This is a genomic window from Bacteroides sp. AF34-31BH (assembly GCF_003602795.1).
Classification (GTDB): Bacteria; Bacteroidota; Bacteroidia; order Bacteroidales; family Bacteroidaceae; genus Bacteroides; species Bacteroides uniformis.
This window is the reverse complement of the sequence record NZ_QTLV01000013.1, coordinates 1-20965: the sequence shown is the minus strand read 5'-3', so window position 1 is coordinate 20965 and position 20965 is coordinate 1. Positions and strand designations below refer to the sequence as shown.

General features: G+C 33.9%; 27 protein-coding genes. 6 read left to right on the top strand and 21 right to left on the bottom strand.

Annotation, left to right across the window (positions count from 1 at the left end; genetic code table 11):
- Window positions 1-60: 60 nt before the first annotated feature.
- The 5 genes from DWZ67_RS16730 to DWZ67_RS16710 form a co-directional block, all read right to left on the bottom strand.
- On the bottom strand, window positions 61-645 hold the full coding sequence (locus tag DWZ67_RS16730) for a hypothetical protein (protein ID WP_120139372.1): 585 nt from the start codon (window positions 643-645) through the stop codon (window positions 61-63).
- A 425-nt stretch (window positions 646-1070) separates the two neighbouring features.
- Window positions 1071-1436 carry a type II toxin-antitoxin system HigA family antitoxin gene (locus DWZ67_RS16725; protein WP_016277803.1) on the bottom strand — a complete coding sequence of 122 codons (366 nt, stop codon included), beginning with the start codon at window positions 1434-1436 and terminating at the stop codon, window positions 1071-1073.
- Between the two features lie 4 nt (window positions 1437-1440).
- Window positions 1441-1734 carry a type II toxin-antitoxin system HigB family toxin gene (locus DWZ67_RS16720; protein ID WP_120139371.1) on the bottom strand — a complete coding sequence of 98 codons (294 nt, stop codon included), beginning with the start codon at window positions 1732-1734 and terminating at the stop codon, window positions 1441-1443.
- A gap of 249 nt (window positions 1735-1983) precedes the next feature.
- Window positions 1984-2856 carry an urea transporter gene (locus DWZ67_RS16715; RefSeq protein ID WP_120139370.1) on the bottom strand — a complete coding sequence of 291 codons (873 nt, stop codon included), beginning with the start codon at window positions 2854-2856 and terminating at the stop codon, window positions 1984-1986.
- Window positions 2857-2874: 18 nt separating this feature from the next.
- On the bottom strand, window positions 2875-3141 hold the full coding sequence (locus tag DWZ67_RS16710; protein WP_120139369.1) for an HU family DNA-binding protein: 267 nt from the start codon (window positions 3139-3141) through the stop codon (window positions 2875-2877).
- Window positions 3142-3279: 138 nt separating this feature from the next.
- Here DWZ67_RS16710 and DWZ67_RS16705 point away from each other — a divergent pair, with 138 nt between their 5' ends.
- The 6 genes from DWZ67_RS16705 (at window position 3280) to DWZ67_RS20170 (ending at window position 8392) form a co-directional block, all read left to right on the top strand.
- Window positions 3280-4191 carry a helix-turn-helix transcriptional regulator gene (locus DWZ67_RS16705; RefSeq protein WP_120139368.1) on the top strand — a complete coding sequence of 304 codons (912 nt, stop codon included), beginning with the start codon at window positions 3280-3282 and terminating at the stop codon, window positions 4189-4191.
- Between the two features lie 44 nt (window positions 4192-4235).
- A complete protein-coding gene (locus tag DWZ67_RS16700) occupies window positions 4236-4625 on the top strand; it encodes a hypothetical protein (protein WP_120139367.1) in 390 nt (129 codons plus the stop codon).
- A gap of 595 nt (window positions 4626-5220) precedes the next feature.
- Window positions 5221-7257 carry a hypothetical protein gene (locus tag DWZ67_RS16695; protein ID WP_133302954.1) on the top strand — a complete coding sequence of 679 codons (2037 nt, stop codon included), beginning with the start codon at window positions 5221-5223 and terminating at the stop codon, window positions 7255-7257.
- Between the two features lie 15 nt (window positions 7258-7272).
- Window positions 7273-7830 carry a GIY-YIG nuclease family protein gene (locus DWZ67_RS16690; protein WP_120139365.1) on the top strand — a complete coding sequence of 186 codons (558 nt, stop codon included), beginning with the start codon at window positions 7273-7275 and terminating at the stop codon, window positions 7828-7830.
- Window positions 7831-7906: 76 nt separating this feature from the next.
- Complete coding sequence (locus DWZ67_RS16685; protein ID WP_120139364.1) at window positions 7907-8170, top strand: hypothetical protein; 264 nt, start codon at window positions 7907-7909, stop codon at window positions 8168-8170.
- A gap of 69 nt (window positions 8171-8239) precedes the next feature.
- Window positions 8240-8392, top strand: coding sequence for a hypothetical protein (locus DWZ67_RS20170; RefSeq protein WP_165852488.1), 153 nt, complete (start codon window positions 8240-8242; stop codon window positions 8390-8392).
- A 123-nt stretch (window positions 8393-8515) separates the two neighbouring features.
- Here the strand turns inward: DWZ67_RS20170 and DWZ67_RS16680 are convergent, their stop codons facing one another.
- The 16 genes from DWZ67_RS16680 to DWZ67_RS16600 all read right to left on the bottom strand — a co-directional run.
- The gene (locus tag DWZ67_RS16680; protein ID WP_120139363.1) at window positions 8516-8800 is read right to left on the bottom strand and encodes a helix-turn-helix domain-containing protein; all 285 of its coding nucleotides are present in this window, start codon (window positions 8798-8800) and stop codon (window positions 8516-8518) included.
- 17 nt (window positions 8801-8817) lie between these two features.
- On the bottom strand, window positions 8818-8997 hold the full coding sequence (locus DWZ67_RS20300; protein WP_120139362.1) for a hypothetical protein: 180 nt from the start codon (window positions 8995-8997) through the stop codon (window positions 8818-8820).
- Window positions 8998-9008: 11 nt separating this feature from the next.
- Window positions 9009-9818 (bottom strand): hypothetical protein, encoded by an 810-nt coding sequence (locus DWZ67_RS16670; RefSeq protein WP_120139361.1) that lies wholly within the window; start codon window positions 9816-9818, stop codon window positions 9009-9011.
- Window positions 9819-10040: 222 nt separating this feature from the next.
- Window positions 10041-10289, bottom strand: coding sequence for a hypothetical protein (locus tag DWZ67_RS16665; protein WP_120139360.1), 249 nt, complete (start codon window positions 10287-10289; stop codon window positions 10041-10043).
- Between the two features lie 497 nt (window positions 10290-10786).
- Window positions 10787-11161, bottom strand: coding sequence for a hypothetical protein (locus DWZ67_RS16655; protein ID WP_120139359.1), 375 nt, complete (start codon window positions 11159-11161; stop codon window positions 10787-10789).
- A complete protein-coding gene (locus DWZ67_RS19995) occupies window positions 11122-11424 on the bottom strand; it encodes a hypothetical protein (RefSeq protein WP_133302953.1) in 303 nt (100 codons plus the stop codon). Before DWZ67_RS19995 ends, DWZ67_RS16655 begins: the two co-directional genes overlap by 40 nt.
- A gap of 17 nt (window positions 11425-11441) precedes the next feature.
- Entirely contained in the window at window positions 11442-12431 is a 990-nt protein-coding gene (locus tag DWZ67_RS16650; RefSeq protein ID WP_120139404.1) for an HNH endonuclease signature motif containing protein, read from the bottom strand.
- A gap of 13 nt (window positions 12432-12444) precedes the next feature.
- Entirely contained in the window at window positions 12445-13071 is a 627-nt protein-coding gene (locus DWZ67_RS16645) for a hypothetical protein (protein ID WP_120139403.1), read from the bottom strand.
- A 600-nt stretch (window positions 13072-13671) separates the two neighbouring features.
- Window positions 13672-13992: a hypothetical protein gene (locus DWZ67_RS20295; RefSeq protein ID WP_133302952.1), complete on the bottom strand. Its 321-nt coding sequence runs from the start codon at window positions 13990-13992 to the stop codon at window positions 13672-13674.
- Window positions 13993-14323: 331 nt separating this feature from the next.
- On the bottom strand, window positions 14324-14707 hold the full coding sequence (locus tag DWZ67_RS16630; RefSeq protein ID WP_120139357.1) for a DUF2200 domain-containing protein: 384 nt from the start codon (window positions 14705-14707) through the stop codon (window positions 14324-14326).
- Window positions 14708-14845: 138 nt separating this feature from the next.
- The gene (locus tag DWZ67_RS16625) at window positions 14846-15301 is read right to left on the bottom strand and encodes a hypothetical protein (protein ID WP_120139356.1); all 456 of its coding nucleotides are present in this window, start codon (window positions 15299-15301) and stop codon (window positions 14846-14848) included.
- A gap of 198 nt (window positions 15302-15499) precedes the next feature.
- Window positions 15500-16213: a hypothetical protein gene (locus DWZ67_RS16620; RefSeq protein ID WP_120139402.1), complete on the bottom strand. Its 714-nt coding sequence runs from the start codon at window positions 16211-16213 to the stop codon at window positions 15500-15502.
- A gap of 5 nt (window positions 16214-16218) precedes the next feature.
- Window positions 16219-16653 (bottom strand): hypothetical protein, encoded by a 435-nt coding sequence (locus DWZ67_RS16615; protein ID WP_120139355.1) that lies wholly within the window; start codon window positions 16651-16653, stop codon window positions 16219-16221.
- Window positions 16650-16991, bottom strand: a complete 342-nt coding sequence (locus tag DWZ67_RS16610) for a hypothetical protein (RefSeq protein WP_120139354.1) — start codon at window positions 16989-16991, stop codon at window positions 16650-16652. The genes DWZ67_RS16615 and DWZ67_RS16610 overlap by 4 nt, the downstream gene beginning before the upstream one ends.
- Window positions 16992-17128: 137 nt before the next feature.
- Window positions 17129-20488 (bottom strand): M64 family metallopeptidase, encoded by a 3360-nt coding sequence (locus tag DWZ67_RS16605; RefSeq protein WP_120139353.1) that lies wholly within the window; start codon window positions 20486-20488, stop codon window positions 17129-17131.
- Between the two features lie 22 nt (window positions 20489-20510).
- A partial coding sequence (locus tag DWZ67_RS16600) for a BACON domain-containing protein (RefSeq protein ID WP_165852487.1) occupies window positions 20511-20965 on the bottom strand: 455 nt, incomplete at its 5' end.

Here is a 20965-nt window from a genome sequence, read left to right as displayed (position 1 = left end):
GCTCGGTCTCCTTATTTTTTTGCAATATAATTTCCAATGGAAAAGTGTCAGTCTATTAAATCAAGAAAGATATTTTTTGTATTCCTCCCTAAGCTGTTCTTGTATAGAAATAATTATATATTTCTGATTCTCAATTTCTTTTGAATAATCCTGTAAAACAAAAGCTTCTTCTTTCTGTAATAGTTCATACTCTGAAAGATTATTTTCCAGATCAAGTTTAGATACCTTTTCTTCTATTTTTAAGATTTCTGTAAGTTTGTCATTTATACGCTCCAATGATTCTGTAGCATGAAATTTTCTTTCAATCTCCTGAAAATCATAGTACAAATATAAAGGGTTAAGCCTACTTACTGATTCTTCAAATAGATTATTACATTTCATTATTAATTTTTGCAATGTAAGCCATGTAGTTTGATTGCTTGTGTCTATTCCCTTGATTGTGATTTGCATCATATTATATGTATCCAATGCTTCCTGATACCATGCTATCGCTTTTTCCACTACATCTGTTTTTCTTTTAAACACTTGCATTTTTAGTTCTCTTCTATACTGATTATGAGCATTTAGCATATCAATAACTGATTTAATAGTCAATGTAGTAACAGAGCCAATAAAACCAGCGGATATTAATTCGGAAATATTCATTCTTATTTAATTGGAAAAGTATTATTAGAAAGAAACAAATCAGAATAACAATAAGTTCAACAAAGATGCCATTTATTATCTATGTACAGAAAGCCCTAAACAAACTGATTATTTTGATAGTGGTATAATCCGTATCCTTGGAACTATTTGGACTGGAAAATCTTTAGCCAACGGGAGGAACAATACTGCGATGTCTTATGCTGGGGTTCTATGTAAGGCAGGAGTAGAGAAAGGCAGAACCAAATCATTCATCGAAGAGTTTATTCCAGATTATGATATTACTGAAATAATTGAATATGCCTACTCTCATAATACTTTCGGATGTGAACGTAGGAGATATAAATCCAAACAGAAATAGCCAATAAAAGAGAAAGAGACTGAAATATACAATGTTCGGTCTCCCTTATTTTTTTATATAGATAAAATTATACTCCCAATACAATATTTGCATCAATATTCAACTTCCGACTTATTTCTCTCGCAACTTTCAAGGTTGGTTCACACTTCCCGGAAATATAATCACTGAGACGTGAAGGGCTGACACCTACTAATTTTGCAAGTGATTTCTGATTCAACCCCATTTCATACATACGAAGCTTAAGAACATCAACAAGTGAAGGTTCTCCTAAAGAAAAATGTTCTTCGGAATAATCGGCAACTAAATTAGACAGAAGTTCTAATTCTATGCTGTTCGGGTCATTCAAAGGAGTATCATCTTTCACCAATGGAAGAAGTTCCTCTACTCTTTTCACCGCCCATTCATACTGGGTTTGATTTTCTATCTTTGTCATACTACTAAATATTAGAGCAATCTATTTTATTATATTCTTTATGAGTACCAATAAAGCGAATATACACAAACTGAATGGTGAATTTGATCACTACTACCAAACGATAGTTGTTGCCTTTGATGTTGAAAACATAGTGTTGATTGCCTACATTATCAACGCTATTAAACGTTTTCTTAATATCGGCAAAGCAAGTCCACTTACTTCTTTTCACAATAGTAGTCCATTCTTGCAAGGCAACCCTTGAATCAGGATGGTTCTCTGCATATTCTTTTAATGCTTGTTCGGTAAATATTCTCATTGGTAACTCAATTATCCAAGGACAAAGATATATAATATAATTCTATAATTCAAAATAAAATTCTAATATTTATAATTTGAAGCGCGAAAAAATAGCGGAAACTCCGAAAAATCACCGCTAATTATTCTATTTCTCTTGTTACAAAGTTATAAGCCTCATAATCTTTTTAGCTAAGAAGCTGATTACAAAAAAGGAGACAGAACTTCATTATCCAGCCTCCTTATTCTATTATTAATCGTAATACCTGAATCAACTCTTTTCTATTCTGACACTCACCAATTTCTGTATTCCTATTATGATCCATACAGATACGACAAAAGGGGCGGTCAGAGTAGTAATCTCCAAGTTCATCCCTATAATCTGCAAGAGAGTGGAAAGCAAGACTGAACATGAGTCCCATACAAGACTTTTCAGGGTTCTGTCCCCTAAAGTAATGGCACACAATACACCGTTATATCCCATCAATCCCATATTCAACGTTTCAGCATCTATCCCCAGCAAGATAGCCAAAGGAATAGGGAAAAGTGCTCCAATTACAGTATAGAAAGCAGCAGTTTGTGAATTTACAAGAATACCAACTAAAAACAATAAACCAGTCCAGATATTCCCTTGAAACATTACCTGACCGATACCAAAACTGAAGGTCTGAAAGTAATTGATTCCTTGTGTAGCATCAGTTACCGTATCAGAAACCAACAAAATATCAGGCATAATCCAGGAACAGAACCCTAATAACATCCATACGGAAAGGATGAAAGGTGCTGTAAATCCGGGAAGTGAACGTTGCAAATTGAAAAGTCGTGATATCCAGGTTGAAATACATGCAGCCACAACCATCAGCAATAAGGAACCTAAAGACAGCTTCATGAAGACTCCGACTGCTATTCCCACCAATGTACCGTTAAAACCATACAGACCATCCTTTATATCATCACGTCCATAACCTGAGAAATAAGCTGTCAATGTACTTATTATATTACCACTTACAGCCAATATTCCCATCTGCCATGAATTCAGGAATATTCCAATCAGCATCAACAGACCAGACAACGCATTGTTCTGGAACATCACTTGCCCTATTCCACGACCTAAGATCAGTAATGAGCTGTATAATGAAGCCATTTTATGAATTTATCGCATTTAATCTAATGTGAAATCTCTGGACGGTTTGAAATGGGGAATATCATGGGCCGGAACAATCATGGTAGTATTATTGATAATATTACGGGCCACCTTCTCAGCACGGTGTTTCAAGATAAAGCTGCCAAATCCTCTCAGATACACATTCTCACCGTCAGTCAATGCCTTTTTAACACTCTCCATGAATCCTTCCACGATCTGAAGTGCTTCTTTTCTGTCTGTTCCCGTTTTCAAGGAGATCTCATTTACAATTTCTGCTTTTGTCATAATCTTATCTGTTTTAGAGTTGCAAAGATATCCAAAGTTTATTAAAGAGAAGAGGACCGGAATAAAATTTGTTCAACGACACGTTTTGTCGCTTGCCTTCAATATCTTTGCCCATAATAAAATCAAATTCATAATTATATGGGGAAAAAGTTGGAAAGATTACAGCGTATGCTGGTTATCATCAATAAACTGAAAGGACTTCAACGGTATGTCCCCCGTGAAGAACTGGAAAATTATGTGACACATCGCATGGAAGAACGTGGTGGGATACCTGTAGACCTCAGAACATTGCAACGGGACTTTAATGCGATAGAAGAGATGTTCGGTATTCGCATCTGTTTCGACAAGAAACGGAATGGATATTATATCAATGAAGAGGATGACACAAAAAAAGAACAATATGAAAGGCTCCTTCTCAACTTTGATATACTAAATGCTTTGGATACCTCTTCAGGCCTTCATACTTATGTAGTTGCAGAACATCATCGTCCGGTAAACAACGAATATCTACCACTTCTAATCAAGGCTATTAAATTCTCACATCCCATAATCTTTAAATATATGTATGTCCGGGAGAATGGAAAGGTGCGTGAAAAAGAAGTGCTGCCACACTATTTGAAAGAAGACCAATACCGGTGGTATCTTCTTGCTTATGAAGAAAACGTATTGAAAACTTTCAGTGTGGACTGTATTATTGACCCTCAAATATTGTATGGAAAAACATTCAAGCGTAATATGGACATAGACATAAACAGCCTTTTTAAAGATTGTTATGGCATTTGGAACCAGACAAATATTCCTATAGAAGAGATCGAATTGAGTTATAGCCCTTTGGATGGCAATTTCCTAAAATCTGTTCCATTGCATCATTCCCAAGAGATCATTGTAGATGATGAGAAAGAATTCCGAATTAAACTACATCTCCGTATTACCAATGATTTTGTGATGGCCTTGCTTTCAAGAAGCCACTCGCTGACAGTCATCAAACCTCTACATCTGAGGGAGCAGGTGAAGGCAATCTATGAAGAGGCTCTGAAAAGAAACAGATAACAACAATTCGTTCCCTGAACACACCCCTCTAATAACCAAAAAATATGAACAATAACTCTTACTGGAACAAAAGTAATCTTCTGAAAGGCATAGGTACTCTTTGTATCTTTATCATCTTTGGATATTACGCTTATCAAGATGCCATAAACAGAAACATGCTGGAAAGAAGTCTGAATGAAAACGCTGCCCCACCGCAACGTGACTTTGCTCACAAATCTTCTCGATTACAACGTTCGTCTGCCATACATGGAAATACGATTTATAAGGATGTGGCTGGAAAAACTCAGAATGTAGAATCTAGGGAATTGAACGATTACGACACTTTCAACGAACATCTGGATGAATATCTTGAAGATCCGGAAGATGAAGCCGCTTATCTGCCTGAAATCTATGATGCACTGATAGACGACACAGAAGAGTTGATGACAGAATAAATTGATTAATACAAAATATAATATAATAATGAATCATTTCAGAACATCCCGTACAAAAGAAGCATTTTTATTTAAAGATGCGATCATTCTTACCTCATTTACTATTATTTGTCCTATATTGGGGATTCTTCTCTTATGGCTACTGCAAAGACGCAGCAATTGGTATTATCCATTCTTCCTGATTGGCATTCTATTGTTCATTTGTTGGGCTACTTTTATAGAACGGCATTTTGATATTGTATATATACCATAGTTTTACCAGAAGTGAATAACAATGTCCCCTTTGAGTTTGATAATCAATAAACTTTTTGTAGTTTTGCAAAGTCCCAACATGACTGGTTAGGACACATTACATAGTTTATTGATGAAAGTGTAGCTTTTATCCTTGTGTTGGAGATCTGGTAAATTTCACGAAATGCAATAGGAAAGCAATCACGCTCATCACTTGTTTGTATATACTTACTCAAGCTATATACATCACAAGTGTGGGGATATTGTTTATCTTGCATTTAGGTTTACCAGAACCTCCAACACGATAGATGATGTGACTCCACACTTTCTTTTATAATTATTAAACCGGAATACCCAAACCATTATGGCAATATTTGAAAAAGGATTAAGTTACAACTTCATGGTAGAGAGAATTGCCGAAGCAAAAGGTAATTACTACTATGTAATAGTAATTGATAATAAAGAATGTTGGATAAAAATGCTCCCTTTTGAAATATATCAAAACACAAAGAAAAATATCATAAGATGTGAGTATAGAGGTGTTGATTCATATGGTTCTCATATATTTATAGAAGACAAGCTTTCTATTTTGTATGAATTGTACAAGGAAAAAGAAGAATATGATTTTAACTATGTAAAGGAAGGTATAGATATGGAAGGAACTCATTTTTCTGTATTAAAAGATAAGTATGGACTAGTCCATCGTCTATATGAAAAACTTTCATCTAATCAGAAAAATAAAGAAACTCCAATAAGATGCAAGATAAATTATATTGATAAAACACAAAAGGCACTTATATTACAAGTAATAGAAAATATCAATGGCAACTGTGTGGAAACTAATATTCAAAATACTAATAATGTAACAACTATTGCATGGATAGACGAAACATCTCTGTTTAAATATGCCAATAAGGAAGAACTTATAGATGATTTTTTTTACAATATAATTCACTTTTCTGAGGATATACATTTAAAAAATGCAACAAACTTATACCAAAGTAAAAACAACAAATGGATTGTGCACTATATTAATTATCTTGATAAAACACACAAATACATATTAATTCAGAAAGGGAATTTATATGAATTAGCAGAATTTGCAGATCTAATGATTTGTTTAATCAACTGGACACGTACATTTAAAATCAGTAAGATAAAAAAAATTCCCCGATTAAAAAAATACGAAGGGCTACAAAAAGCAATTAAAATTCTTCAGACAAATTCACTGAGTAGCTATAAAGAGACCCTTATTGGCACTGAAAATACTATTTCTGAAATGTCAACTCTATTTGGCTTATTTGAAATTGATCCTTGCTTTTTTAGCGAAAACTTCTCTTTCTATAGAGAAGTCTGTAAAATGCTATATAATATTTTAACAATTAGCTCACCAACTGAAGCACTTCAAGTAAAAAAAGAAAAGTGTCTAAAAGCATTCCAAGGAATATTATCTTACAGAATAAAAATAGAACGAAAGCAAATTGTAAACAAGATTATACAGATATATGATCTTTCGCTTGGAACAGAAGAAACAACAAGCAGCAACATCTTTAGTCTTCTATATTCTTTACTAAAGAATCCTGAATGCGTAAATAGTAAAAACATACATTCATACATTGACATGCAACCACAAACATTAAGTGCAATTGCTTGCATCATTTATGGCTACAAACTACTTGAGAAAAAGGAAGAGTTCAAAAGATTGCTAAGTGACATCAATAAAATGTTTTATTTTTCAGAAAAATATGAAAAGGGTAGAGTTGAAGATAAACATTTTGAAATTGAAGATATAGAAGAGACGGAAAAGAATATCTATTCATCCGAATCTATTTCCAATCAAATCGAAACAAGATCAAACGAAAATATTTTCTTTCTAAACTTATATAAAGATGGCACGTATATTATTGCAAACAAACAACTTTCTGAAAACAATATTATTAAAAGTATTTCCATAAATCCCAATACAGACAAATTCATACTACAATGCTATGCACATGGAAGTGTCAATAAGATACCTATCAGAATATTGCAAGAAAAAAAAAGGGAAAGAAAATACCTCAATGGATGCTATTCACAAGACTGCTTGAAAGATATATATGTTATTAGTGAAGAAACATACATTGCAGCTCTCTCATCATATAATAATGATATATTTATAAAATTATATTCTACAGAATATATCTCAGAACATTTGTCGTTAGGCTTGAAAGGAAACCAAGTCGTAGGTACTAATGTTGATTCTACAGAATATTTTTTGATATCCTCCGAGCACAGTAACCAGCTACCTAAACGATTGGTATACAACTCGCCTACTCCACTCGGGAAAAATATCAAGAATCCATATTATGAAAATGACATTTTGACTTTAAAAGAATTAGGAATACTAAAAGAAACTATTTAAACAAATATCAAAACCATGAAAAATTCATTCAAACTTTTTGATCCCATGAGAGATTACAGCTCTATTCTTCCTGATATTCCTGGAAATTACTTGGTTGTTCTACGGACTTCTTCGCTACTTCCTCAAATAGAGGTGCTTCCCGAATTCCACTATATGGATTATAATAACAACCATTACCCAATAATATACACTGGAATTAGTGCTGTAAGTATTAGAAAACGTGACTATCAGCAGCATTTCATAGGCAATAATGCTGGAAAATCCACTCTTCGTAAATCTCTTGGCAGTTTAATGGGATTTCCTAAAATTCCAAGAGATAAGAACAATCCTGATAATGGGAAAACTAAATTCAATGAAAACGATGAAGAAAGATTGTCACAATGGATGAGAGAAAATCTATTATTATTTTATAGTGTAGAAAACAGAGAACAAGAACAAATCGAAAATCTTGAAAAGAAACTTATCAACGACTATAATCCACCATTAAATATATTAGGAAACAATAATCCAATTAATAAAGAATATAGAGCACTATTAAAAAGGTTGCGAAATAGAACCAGTCTTAACAGTTAATTTATACGTAATCTAATCATTTTATAGAGTTAGTAACACATCTTGTAACCAGTTTATTTTCTAAAAAGCAAGAGATATGACTTGGAAAGAATTGAAAAAAACAATTATAGCAGAGTATGACAGTCGAAATTTAAAATCAAGAGTACGCTACAATGCCATTGAACGAATTGAAATCTTCATTGAGCAGCACCATGTTCAAGCCATAAAAGAAGTAAAAAAATTGATGGTTGTAAACAAACAATGCCTGAAAAAACAATATGCCGAACAAAAAGGGAAAAGTATCAGTGGAGCAGAAAGTAGTGTAATTGATGAAATTTATAATCAACTTTCTAACCTGTAATACTTTATTTCAACCTTTACAAAACTGAAACCTCCATAATGTATTGATCAATAAATTAATATCTATTTTATGATAACACCAGAAGAACTAATACAAGATTTAATAGATTTTTATGGATATGAAGTTGATTTATCTTATGCTATCAACTACATAGATATAGTGGGGCAATATGCAGAAGTTGACAGTTTTCATCTATGGCTGCTAGATTTATCAATAACATAGGTCCAGAATAATCATAGAGCTTGTTTAATCTCTGTTTGAAGACAGACAACTCATTACGTTACATTCACACTTCACAAAAAGGAGAGACTGAACTTAATTGCTCAGCCTCCTTTACTCTTTTTATTACAAATCATGAATTAAGTCTTCCTTAATAGATTCACACAATGTATTGTAAAGAATCCGCTTATTTTCGGGAATATCTTCTGCTGAAATACTGAATAATAACAGATAGGATTCTGGAATTTCCAAAGCTTTACATATTCTGATAATTGTATTTTTTTCAGGAAATGATTCTCCTTGTTCTATACTACATAAAGCATTTGCTGATATATCACATAATTTTGCCAGCTCCTTTTGGGAAATTCGCTTATTTTTCCTAAGTATTTTTACAGCATTTCCTATGTTCATAATTCTAAGTATAAAAATTATTTCAACGAGAAATAGTCCAATATTTTAGGGCTTATTTCTATCAGTTTATATACTATCAGTAAAATGGTATTTACATCAATTGTACCGTATTGTTTGATGATCTGGATTGCTTCCTCTTTACATTCTTCTGATAGATTACTGTTTTTTATTTCAAAAATTATATTTTCTTTATTCATTTTCTACAGTTTTATCCTGCTATTGGTAGTGGATATGAACTGATTCCAATAGCATTCGGTTGATAAATAAAAGGATAATCACTCTTAATTACAGTACTATTGGAATCTTCATCTGATCCTGTAGAATAGATATGGTATCTTGCTGAGATATAAATATTCCTTATTTGGAAATCTATATGCCATTGGGGTTTACTATATGTGGACTTTGCTACATAATAATAACTATGTACAATATTGTCTAAAAGTTCATCTGTTCTTTGTATGCTCAGTTCTTGGATGATATATTCATAAGAAACAGTGAAGCATGATGCTGAATTATCTATATAAGAAGAGCAATTATCTTTTTTTTGCTTTCTCACTACAACACGAGCAAGCAAATCAAGATAAGATGAACAAGTCGATTGGGAGGATGTTTTTCTTCTTACTTTATCAATGAAAGTTTCTCGTAAATGTTCTACGTCTATATCAGACCATTTCAAAGATTCTCCCTGTAAATCTGTTTTTTTAAAGAATTCAACAAACTGATGAAAATTATTTAGTTCATTTTGAGTCAATCTACTAATATTACGAAGAGAACTAAAAAAATAACTCCGGATCTTGCGAATATAGGCTTCCGCAAAAATCTCAAGCCCTTTTTCATCTATACAAAAGCTTGCAGTATCATCAACATCATCATATCCATTAGCCCTTAACAGAGAGGTTAATGCACACATCGGCACATTCATAATCTCTTGTATAATGTCTAAAGAAGTTTTGAATGTAACAGTCCTATCCTCAAATGATATTGGTGTAAAATTCCTTATTTCTAAATGTTCAACCATTAAATTTAGTTTTTACGTGGCAAATATATGATAAAGGTTTATGAAATCAAAATAGAAAGCAATAAAATACAATAATAACTTGTATTTTGAATCGAATTAAAGGTGGGGATACTATTTATGAATAGATTCATATATTCTCATTTAAAAAAGCCGCTATACATTTTCCAGTACAACGACTTTAATAAAATATGAATTATCCATCATTTCCGATTATTTATCCGTTCAATTTAGCCAATCCACCACTGTCTGCCCCTTATATCCCTTTTCCCAGACAAACCAGACATAGGCGATTGCATTTCCATTAGTTTGAATACTTGTAAAATCTCCACTTTTGGCTACAACAGCACGGAAAGAAAAGACGTGGATTTTTATCGGTGGATTGGCTTGGAAAAATGATTTACGTCTTTTACCTTTCAGAAATGTAAGTTTCAGAAACGTCGCTATCTTGGTTCCTTCATCCGATATATCCAAGGCTTTCTCTATAAATCAATTCTTGAGTATTTTATAACGGTATATGAATGATGATTGTTTCTACAGAGTTGCCCGGAATTATACTGGGTGCTTGAAGGTAGAAAACGGTTAATCGTTCAATCCGGTTTTACTGAATCTTCTTTATGCCAGAAACAATTGGAGGAATATCGTTATGGCAGTGGAGTACGGAAAAAGGTGAATCTAATCCTGCCTGATGGATTTAAGTTATAAAAAGAAAAGAGGAGACTGAACATATCATCATTCAGTCTCCCTATTCTTTACTTTAAAGTTAATATGGATTATCGAAGCCGTCTATTATCATTAACCTCCTTACTTCATAATTAATTTCAAAAATAACAAGCATTATTTTTATAGAATTTTACATAACTTATTTTGCTCATATCTAAAATTCAATGTAGGTATTCCTCTAGCTTGAGCAATCTGTATCATAGAGATCTTCTATCCCAATATCAACTTTATCCCTTTGCTACTGTAATCTATTTGAATACATCACACGATTTCAGGTCATTAAAAAATGTCTTTTGCTTTTCTGATAACATTTCTTCCGAAATTATGGTTTTTACAATAGAGACATCTCCATGTTTCTCACCAAAACAGTATCCTCCTGCTGTTACTGACACAAAATTTATCACCTCATCATTATAATGTCCTTCAAAACATTGGTAGGTTGCTTCCAAATCCTTATCAATATCAACGCACGTTAGTCCCCTACAATTTTGGAAATATTCTTTGATTATCTCAGATATTGGTAAATTATCATCTTTAAGAATACGTTCTTGATATCTCTTGAAAAAATGGGGAGCATATATTGTTATTTTTGATGTAAAAGGTTGATAAACAGCGGCGTACATCCTTCCTTACGTTCATATATACAGTATATACCTACGATAGGATTATCATGCTGCCCTCTTTTATTAGCAACAAAAGTTATGACAAATAAATTTCTTCTCTTGAGACTTTTACAGTCATATGATTCTTGTACTGGAAATTTATAAGACCTCAAAACTTTCGATCTAAAGTCTTTACGGAATCGTTCTATTGGTTTGTCCAGATCCGCTAAATCTTTAAACAGCTCTTCCCGGATTTCTTTCTCCGTCATTGATGGTACAATCATAACATTCACAATTAGTATTAGCAATAATCGTCAATTCCATCAGGGCCATCCCACTCCAATCCTTTGGCTATTGTGAGAGCCTTTTGTGCTCCACGTTCTTCAAAATATGTACGCCCTTCATGGATATATTTACCATCCTCAAAAGTTATAGAAACAGAGGTGTATTTCTTTATATCCTCTGACAGGCTATGACATATTACCATTATTAGATTTTCATTACATAGAGCAAAATCATCTATAATTTGAGTAGTATATTGATTTCTCGTTATAACTTTCCCAACACAAAGGTTATCAATATATGAAGCAAGTGGAGTCTCACTGATTTGAATAGGGCAAAGTGGGAATTCAGTGGGTGTTTTCCATTCACGTTGCAAGGCAGTATCAGGTGAAAGAGCGGGGAACAGAACTTGCCTATATGTATCTTGAATTATCGGAGAATCAGGTTGGGCAAATATCCATTCTCCCATATTACCTGCACTGGAATACGGCTTGCTCGGTTCTTCAGCCCATTTCATAACCCGTTCATAAGCTGCTTTGGCCTCTTCCCGTGTAACCGTTCTCATCCACATTACATTTTGGTTTGTACCTGTGAGATCTCTCAAGCAACTTGGATTATCGATGAATTTCTGAATATCACCGTCACATAAGTATTCTATTTTTTTTCGTGTAGCGGGGTTGTTCAATGCATTCTCCAACCTTGTGAGCCATCTCAAATTTTCAGGTCGGTTGTTACATCTGTTAGTATCAATATGGTCTACTATGTCTCTTTTTGAATCATGACTACCATGGAACGCTGTTGCAACAATTATGTGGACTCGATGCCCTCCTATAGTCATATATCCTGTTTTTTCATTCTTAGTACCAAAGAGCCATTGTTCATCCAGTTTCCTTGGCTTGTGTCCATCTTTGGCGTGACGAAAGACTGCTCCATTATCACGAACAGAATAGTGCTCATCTTTATAGGTACAATCTTTGACCTCTGTGTATATATCAATATCTACTTTCATAACGGTTCTAACTTTATTTTCTAAATGAATTATAGACTTCAAGAGCAAATTTTAAAGTATCATACCATTTATCTTCTGATTTATAATCTAACTTTATGTTTATGATACGGGAGCCATGCAGATGATTTGTCGAGATCTCAATTGCAATGCCTTCCTTGTTTTGGAGACTTTCAATAGAGACGAGTCTTGGATGATAGAAATCTTTTGCACGTTCTTGAAAGGTCTCTCCAATTGTAAAAGAGATAGCATAATCGGGAAGCATAAAGTCTGGAACAGGACTACCTTCGTATTCTCCATTCTCACTGACACTAAATACGATGATGGGAGAGGCGTTCAATTTTCGTAATACTCCTGGGACTTTTTCCATAAACTGAGAGACGGCTCTTCTGTTTTGAATATCTTCTTCTGATTCATCCGTCTCATTGACAAGGTCTAAGTCTTCTGCTAATTCCTTGAAAAAATTACATCCTAATACTTTGGATATTAATGCAAGTTGTTGAATATCCATATTATTACGAGTGAATAAATTATACACGTTATTCCTTTTACAGCAAATTCTATCTGCAAATTCAACAATTGAAAGCTGTTGCCTACGAACTTCCTTTTCGATGAGTTCTCCAATAGTTCTTTTTTCTGTCATATTTATATTTTTTTTGTTATGCTGCAAAATTACACCGACATAGATAAACTTCATAGAAAACGGTGTATCCTGTTATTGTGCATTCTTCTATAATGTCATGTGTCAGCATACATAGTATTTACATTATATACAAAGTTAGTCAAAATCTCTTAATTCTGTTCGCTAGTTGTGATACTTTTATTAGTCGTTTGTGCCGTTCCCGTTAATGAGACGAACAACATAAGCGAAATTAGAGTTTTTCTATTCATGATTTCCTTTTTGAAATAAAAAATTGGATTTTAGAGATACCAGTTGTCTAGGATTCTTTTTAGCAAGATTTGTGCATAATCTATGGCTTCTTTTTCAGAAATTTCATTTCTTCCATTATAACCCCAATCATTGACAAACTCCATACTTACAACAAGCTCTACTTCTTCTTTTTTTTAATATTTAGTCCATTTGTTGAATTCCATAGAATCTTCAGCCTCAAGGTTATGAACGATGTCGGTTATGTAATCTACTAACCATTGATTCAGTTCTTTTTTGATATTAATTAATTTCATTGTTATATGTTTTTGTGTATTGATAATTGTAAATACAAATGTTCATTAATCTCATTTATTAACTCTCATATTCTGATTTCCAGAAAGATATTTTTCCAAGTGACAAGGATTGTAAAACGTATGATATTTTCATGTTGTTTTTTGCAGACTTCCAACCAAGTATTTGGAAAAATATATAAAGATTACGTCTCTTAATGTATCTTGTTTGAAAACCACGGTAAGAACATTCTTCAATACTGTCTGTCTGGGATACTGTAAAAAGAGAATCGTTGATATTGGACGAAATAAACTTCATACATGCAACCATTTCTCCTGGGAACAGAAGGAAACAGACAATAATATTTTCATGATGCCCTTTCTCATAAGCCTCTTGATCCATGAAAACTTCCCTTAAAGATAGAGATATTATCCGAAATTTGAATAGCATTTAATTTCTATTTCTCGATACCCTGCTTTAAAACAGTTCTTTTCTTGGCAAGCTAAGATATAATCAGGAGTTTGGCAGAGCCAGAAGTATGAAACGTAGTGAAATGTAATACATAACTGTAAGACAAAGTGGAATAAAAAATGTTACAAATGATGTACAAAAGCTTAAAGAGTAAGCATTTATGTAGATAAATTATTCCATCCTACGGTTATGTATCATACTCATTACTTCATCTGTACCTCTGTCTCCGACTAACCCTTGGATATAAGATCGTTTGTCAGACCTATCTGTAAAATAATAGAGATACTGAATTATAACCTACTTCCTTAAAATCTTCTCCATACTTTCCTTTAGTCAATTCATCAACCAGTTTATCCAAGTATCTGATTTTTTGCATCAATGGGTCTTCAATATTTTCTACCCGGCAACCACAGACCACTCCTTTTATCAATCCACAATTAGGATTCATTTGTGGTGCTTCATTAAAGAAAGTGGTAAAATCGGCTTCCTTATCCAGTTGTTCTTGTAGTCCTTCCCTATCATATCTGGTCAGCCAGCAAATAATCTCGTCCACTTCCTGCCTTGTCCGGTTCTTCTTTTCCACCTTTGCGACTAATAATGGGTAAACCTTGGAGACTTTCATCGTAAACACCTTATTCTTTTCCATCACAAATCAATGTTTATGATTCTTTTTCAGAGACAATATATTAAAACCTCCCCCCTCTTCAATATTCACTCAATCAAAAATATAAAAGTGTATCAAACATGGAACAGTATTAATGCTGTTAATTTTAATGCTTGTTTGTTATGATTCCCTTTCTAGTGCCGTTTTCATTCTTATATATGCCTTATTAGGAATATTGAATAAACAGTTAGGAGTATTTGGAATTTGTTGGAATTTGTAGCCGACATGATACATTGCAAGAATCAATGTACCATTGCTTACATAGTTAATTCTTCCTTTCGTTATTTTGTGAAGTAGCTGTTCGACAAGATGCTTCAATCCATAAGAAGAATATCTTTCGTTGAATTTGTAACATTTGCCAGATGGTGAATAAAAATAGCACCTTATAATATCCGTAGCACACATTAACTCTTCCAAATTGAAATCATTAAGATTTAGACGATATTTAGAGCTAGTTAATCCGCGAGGGGTTAATCCTTTAAGCTTATCCTCCTTTTCAAGATATGCAAAATCTTTTAACCAGTCCTCTTTATTGTTATTCCAAAAGTAATAGAGGTAATCTTTTTCTTCTTCCATAATTAAAAATATATTGTTCACTAATTATTTTTTTGAAGCTATAAAAATAAGGTATAATGATAGTATATTCATTTATCCATCAATTGCCTTTTTCTATAACAACTCATTTCACAAAAGTAGCAAAAAAAGAAAACCGAAACCTTTTATCAGTCTCAATTTCCTTTTTTAATTTATGATAATCAATACTTATCATATTTTTTATGCTGCTATTTTCCCACCCCATTGATCAGCCATTGCATCTGCTATCCCGGGAAAGGTCTTGCTTTTCAGTTTCCTTCTTTCTTCAGGCGATACACCTGAGAAGAATATATCAGTGAACCACTTAGGGGATTTGTTTCCACTCTTTGCAGTATAGATCTCACCTTTCCCAACTATATTTGTAAGTATCAGGAGAGGTAAGTTTTTCAACCACAGACAGGTCTTTTTACTAGCTTCATGACCAAACATCCAAGGTTCTATGATTTGATTAGGCTTTCTCCATCGGCTGCTCATGATACCTACCGGATTCTCGATGGCCAGTTTATCCACCCCAATCTTTGAAACATCCATAAAGAACCGAACAGCATCTTCACAGTCTTTTGCTCTGTCAGGGAATTTCGGATGTGGTCTTCTCTGTTCTGTCGGAAGGTTTTTATCGTCGGGATGATAATACCACCTTGCACCACTTACAGCCAAGAATGTACAAGGAGGATGGGCTATGATTAAGTCCCAGTTACTATCAAGGAAGTATTTAGTACCATTCTCTAAAGTTCCACCACGATTGGCTATTACATCAAACATATCCCCCTTGAAATGATACTCGGGAAATCCACCGCTACATTCCTGAAGGTCGCAACTGAAAGCATTATGGCCCAGTTTTCTGAAAGCCAGACAAACGGCCTGACTTTCTTCACATGCTACCAATACATTCATAAGGATTAAAAGATTATCTGCATTAAGATACGGTCCGAATAACATCTCAGGCCTATATGCTCCACTGTCTGCCCCGTCTCTTCAAACAGCTGGAATTTATAGAACCTGATGAAGCTTGTGATGCCAGTATAGAAATTCTTCCCGGCAAAACTCAAGGGATAAATCATCGGGTATCCTCCGACTTGTTGTGGCTGGAATGCTCCTATTCCCACTCCACTTATTAAGGCCATGTCAGCGTCAAAAATGATCGGTTTGTTTGGATCATAGTCGAAGTCCCTGACAAAGAACATCCTGACCTCCTTCTCGCTGATTTCCTTTATTCTGAATTGCGCCATTCCGGAAGTGTTCTCGTCTAATGATTCCTGTACTCGTGATTCCATTTCTTTAATGCTCATATTTGTATTGAGCACTTCTCCGTTTGCTATAAAATAGTTCTTCATAATGATTTAGATTTAGTTTTTTGTGATGTGATTGATAATGTAATGTCTAATTCCCTTTTCAAATAAGATTGCAACCCTCTGTAGGAATCGGTACGTCTTCTTTCTCTCGGCATGATTGATAATGCTTCTTGTAGAGTTAGATTAATACAGAATCCGGTTTTAAAGGCATACCCATATTTGCTTCGGAGTGATGCTACGTCTTTTTTGTATTTCTCAGGGATAGGTCTGTTGCTGTCTTTTGTCACGATAACACTTGGCACAGCATCATTTTCCAAGCGATTAGAAACCGAAGGTCTTCGTTCGGCACCTAATATTCTGTTTATAAAATCAGTGAACATAAAAATAAGTTTGGTTTTAATTCAGATATTAGGTTCTGGCTGGCTGTGAATAGCGTTTTAGCGATTTGGGAATAAGGACAAAAAATAACGCACCAAGATTTATGTCCTAGTGCGTTAACTTAAAACTATTATCTTAATTATTGCTTATTAATTAGTGTTTCTCTTCCTTGAATATAAGCTTCATGGGTGTTATCTATCATAGTAACTTTTGTCATTTTTTTTAAAGAGCGACTAACATTACGGGGTAGTATTTGCTGCTGCTTAGGTGCATTATTTTTAGCTTTATACCAAGGGGTTTTAATGACAACTGGAGCATGTAACGGAATATTATTACTATCTGTAATACGATAGGGAATATGTGTTGAAGTTCTTGTTTTACGATTAATGGCATCGTATGCCACAAATTGTTCATAGTCGTATTGCCAACTTTCACCATAAGCCAATTTATGAATGCGATAATAAATGGCTTCTCGTGAAGGTGCATTGAAACCACCTGTATTATAACGCATGATACTATTTTCCGTTGGACGATAAACACCTTTTTCAAAAGTAGAAGCTCCTTCAAATACATTCAGCCCATCATAAGCATAACGTGGGTCATTGAGGAATTTACTCCATTTCACAGTCATTGGATTATAAGTGAAGTCTATATTTTTCCACCAGCCATTTGAAGCCAATCGTTGACGCTCATTTATAAAGTCTTCTGTTGGGGTATTAATTTCTTGAACAATGGTATATTCATCATCGAGTTTTGCGAACCCATGTCCTCCTGCTTCGTGATGTAGGACTTCTTCAAGTGCCGTTTCATCTGTTCCAACGGGAAAATAAGCAATAGATGTACCATTACTATAATCACCACCTGACGGGTGATACATATAACAAGTTCCAGCATATTGCGTACTGTTCATCATCACAATAACCAATGCTTCATCCATGCGGTTTATAGGAAGAGCCTTTTGGGCATATTCCAATACACGAGCATCGTTGCCTCCTACCAATGTTCCACTTCCCAAGAAAGAAGAAAATGCAGTCTCTTTCCCAATACTGAAGCCCTCATTTTTAGATACCGCAGTTACAGAATAAATATTAAAATTATTGCGGAATGACTTGTAAGGTTCTTCGGAGAAGAATTTATCCATAGCCAATCGCATTGTATTGTTATAAGTACCATCAGCAATCAACCTGTCTGAATATCCATCTCCCATAAATACAATATCAATTCCATTTCCTTGTGTTGCCCGTTGCAGTGTTGTAACTACACCATCTTGTGCATAATCGACAGATTCATAAAAATCATTACCATCCTTATAGACGAATTGAGTGCTCTCATCTATCTGATAATCAAAACTTTGTTCAGGAATTATATAAATGCAAGACAGGTTCGGATTTCCCTGAGTTGCTAACCACTCTAAATGAGGGTTATTGCTGATATCAAGCATAGATAAATTCATGGAATATGCCCATAGTTGAGTTAAAGCGGTCTGATTGCTTACATCTATTGAAGATATAGGATTATGAGAACATTCTAAATTATCCAAAAGTGGATTATTACTGACATCCAGATCTGTCAATCTCATTCCATAACAACTAAATGTCTCTAATAATGGATTTTTACTAACATCAATAGTAGTAAGATGATTGCCAACATTTGTCATATAATTCCCACACAAGAATGATTTCAGTTTGGGAAGCATTGTTACATCCAAAGAAGATAGTTGGTTTTGATGACACCATAACGTTTCCAGTTCTATATTGCGGCTTACATCTAATGATGACAGCTCATTGAAATGACAGTAGAAGGTAGATAATTTTGTATTATTACTTATATCAATGTTAGTTATTTGATTACCACAACAACCTAATGATACCAATTCTCTATTTTTACTTATGTCAATAGCTGACAGTTGATTGTTATCACAATGCAAATTATTCATACTAGGGCAATTGCTCACATCAAGAGATTTTATTTGGTTATTGAAGCATGACAACTCTTTTAATTGGTTGTTATTATGAACATCCAATTCTGTCAATAGATTGTCATTACATCCTAAATGTTTCAAAGATAATAAATTACTTACATCTATAGTACTTATTGAATTAACACCACACTCTAGGTATTCCAATTTCGGGCTATTACCAATATTAAGCAAACTTAACTGATTGAAATTGCACCATAAAGTTTCTAATTTAGGACTATTATTAATATCCAATTTTTCAATTTTATTATTACTACAATGCAAGTGTTCCAATTCAGGCTTATTACTTACATCCAAAACTGCTATTTGGTTTCCTGAACATATCAAATAGTCTAAACGATTATTTTTACTAATATTCAAGGTTGTCAGCCAATTATTTTCGCATGTTACGGTACGTATTTTGGGGGTATAACTTAAATCAATTTCTGTCAATCTATTATTTGAAACCCATAAGGCTTCTAATTGGCTTAAATTGGCAAGTTCAGATACCAGTATTTTTCCTTTAAGATTATTATCGTTTAAAACAATAGATTGAACAAGCCCTTCAGTTGCTGTGATCCCATGCCATTGGGAAACCGGCTTGTCACTACACCAGTTTTCATTATTGCTCCAATTATCCCCATCTGTGGCATTATAGAAGGCAATCAATGCATCCCGTTCTTTTTTTCTGATTGTTTCGTTGTCATTCTCATTTAGATATAAAGTATATACATTACCAGCTCTAAAACCTCCCGACGGGGCATTTTTGATTATTAAATATTCTTTTTCTCCATCATCATTCCAAGTCTGTATTTTGATCTCTGCATTTTCTGTTTGAGGAAGTATGGCTATATAACATGTAATTTCTTGCTTACCTTCCAGTTCTTCATCTGAAGGAACAAAGTAGTATATGTCATTAAAAAAATCATCAGCAGTGAATTCTTCTTTCTCTAAGTTAAAATAGAGTATATCTTCATTACTATGGCAAGCTATTTTTTCCGAGGATCTGACAACAAATGCAGTATGATTATCTCCTCTTCTTGGAATCAGTTCTAAAGGAATAGTTATTTTAAGAAATGCGAACAAATGCTTGAACTGCAAGGATAATATATTGTTATCTACTGTTCCTATAGCATATATAAAATCCCGTTCTGAGGCGTTCCTTTTATAGTGTTGAAAGGCCAAACTTGGTAATTTTACTTGCTGAAGATTTTCTGTACCTATAGAATAAGGATAATAAGCATACACCTTTTCTCCTTCTGTAGCTGTTATTTTTTCTCCTAAAGCACCAAACTTTGTTTCATCACCATCATTCAAGGCTGTATATTGAAGGTTATTCTGTTCCTTCGTAAATAATCCGATAGCATCTCCCGTATTCCAAGTAACATGTGTTACTCCATCATCCTCTACAAAAGTGGTACGTGTTTTTGCAAATCCTGCTGTAACTTCTATATCGCCTTTACTTTTGAATATCTCTTCATCGGTACAGCCCAATAAAGTTATAGCGACCAATATCTGAATTATATATTTCATCTTGTCCATAATCTCTTTTCATTTATAAAGTTTACCATGGTTGAGTAGGCATATCGTCAATACCACCACTTGTATTATCTTTTCCTGCTTGTCTTATAACAATAATCTTAGTTATGTCACCACCAGTCAAAGTTACACTTCCTGTTCTTTGGCTTTCACTGTCATTTGCTAAAATTGTAAACCGTAAAATTCCGGTTGATAAAGCACGGGTAGTAATCTGTTCAATCCAATTCTCAGAAGTGGTAACTGTATATTCTACATTTGCATCTACCTTGATTTCTATAGTTCCTCCTTCACATCCGAGAGTATATTCATCTTGCCCTATAAAAATAGCATCCAGTTGCTTTTGGATCACTTTTACCGTTTCAGCCAATCCGCTTTCTCCGTCAATGAAGGTTATCTCAGCTGAACGTTCATCATATCCTTCATTAGCTGTAGCTAACACTTGAAAAGGGACCCGGGTAGCATTTGAAACGTGTACCACCC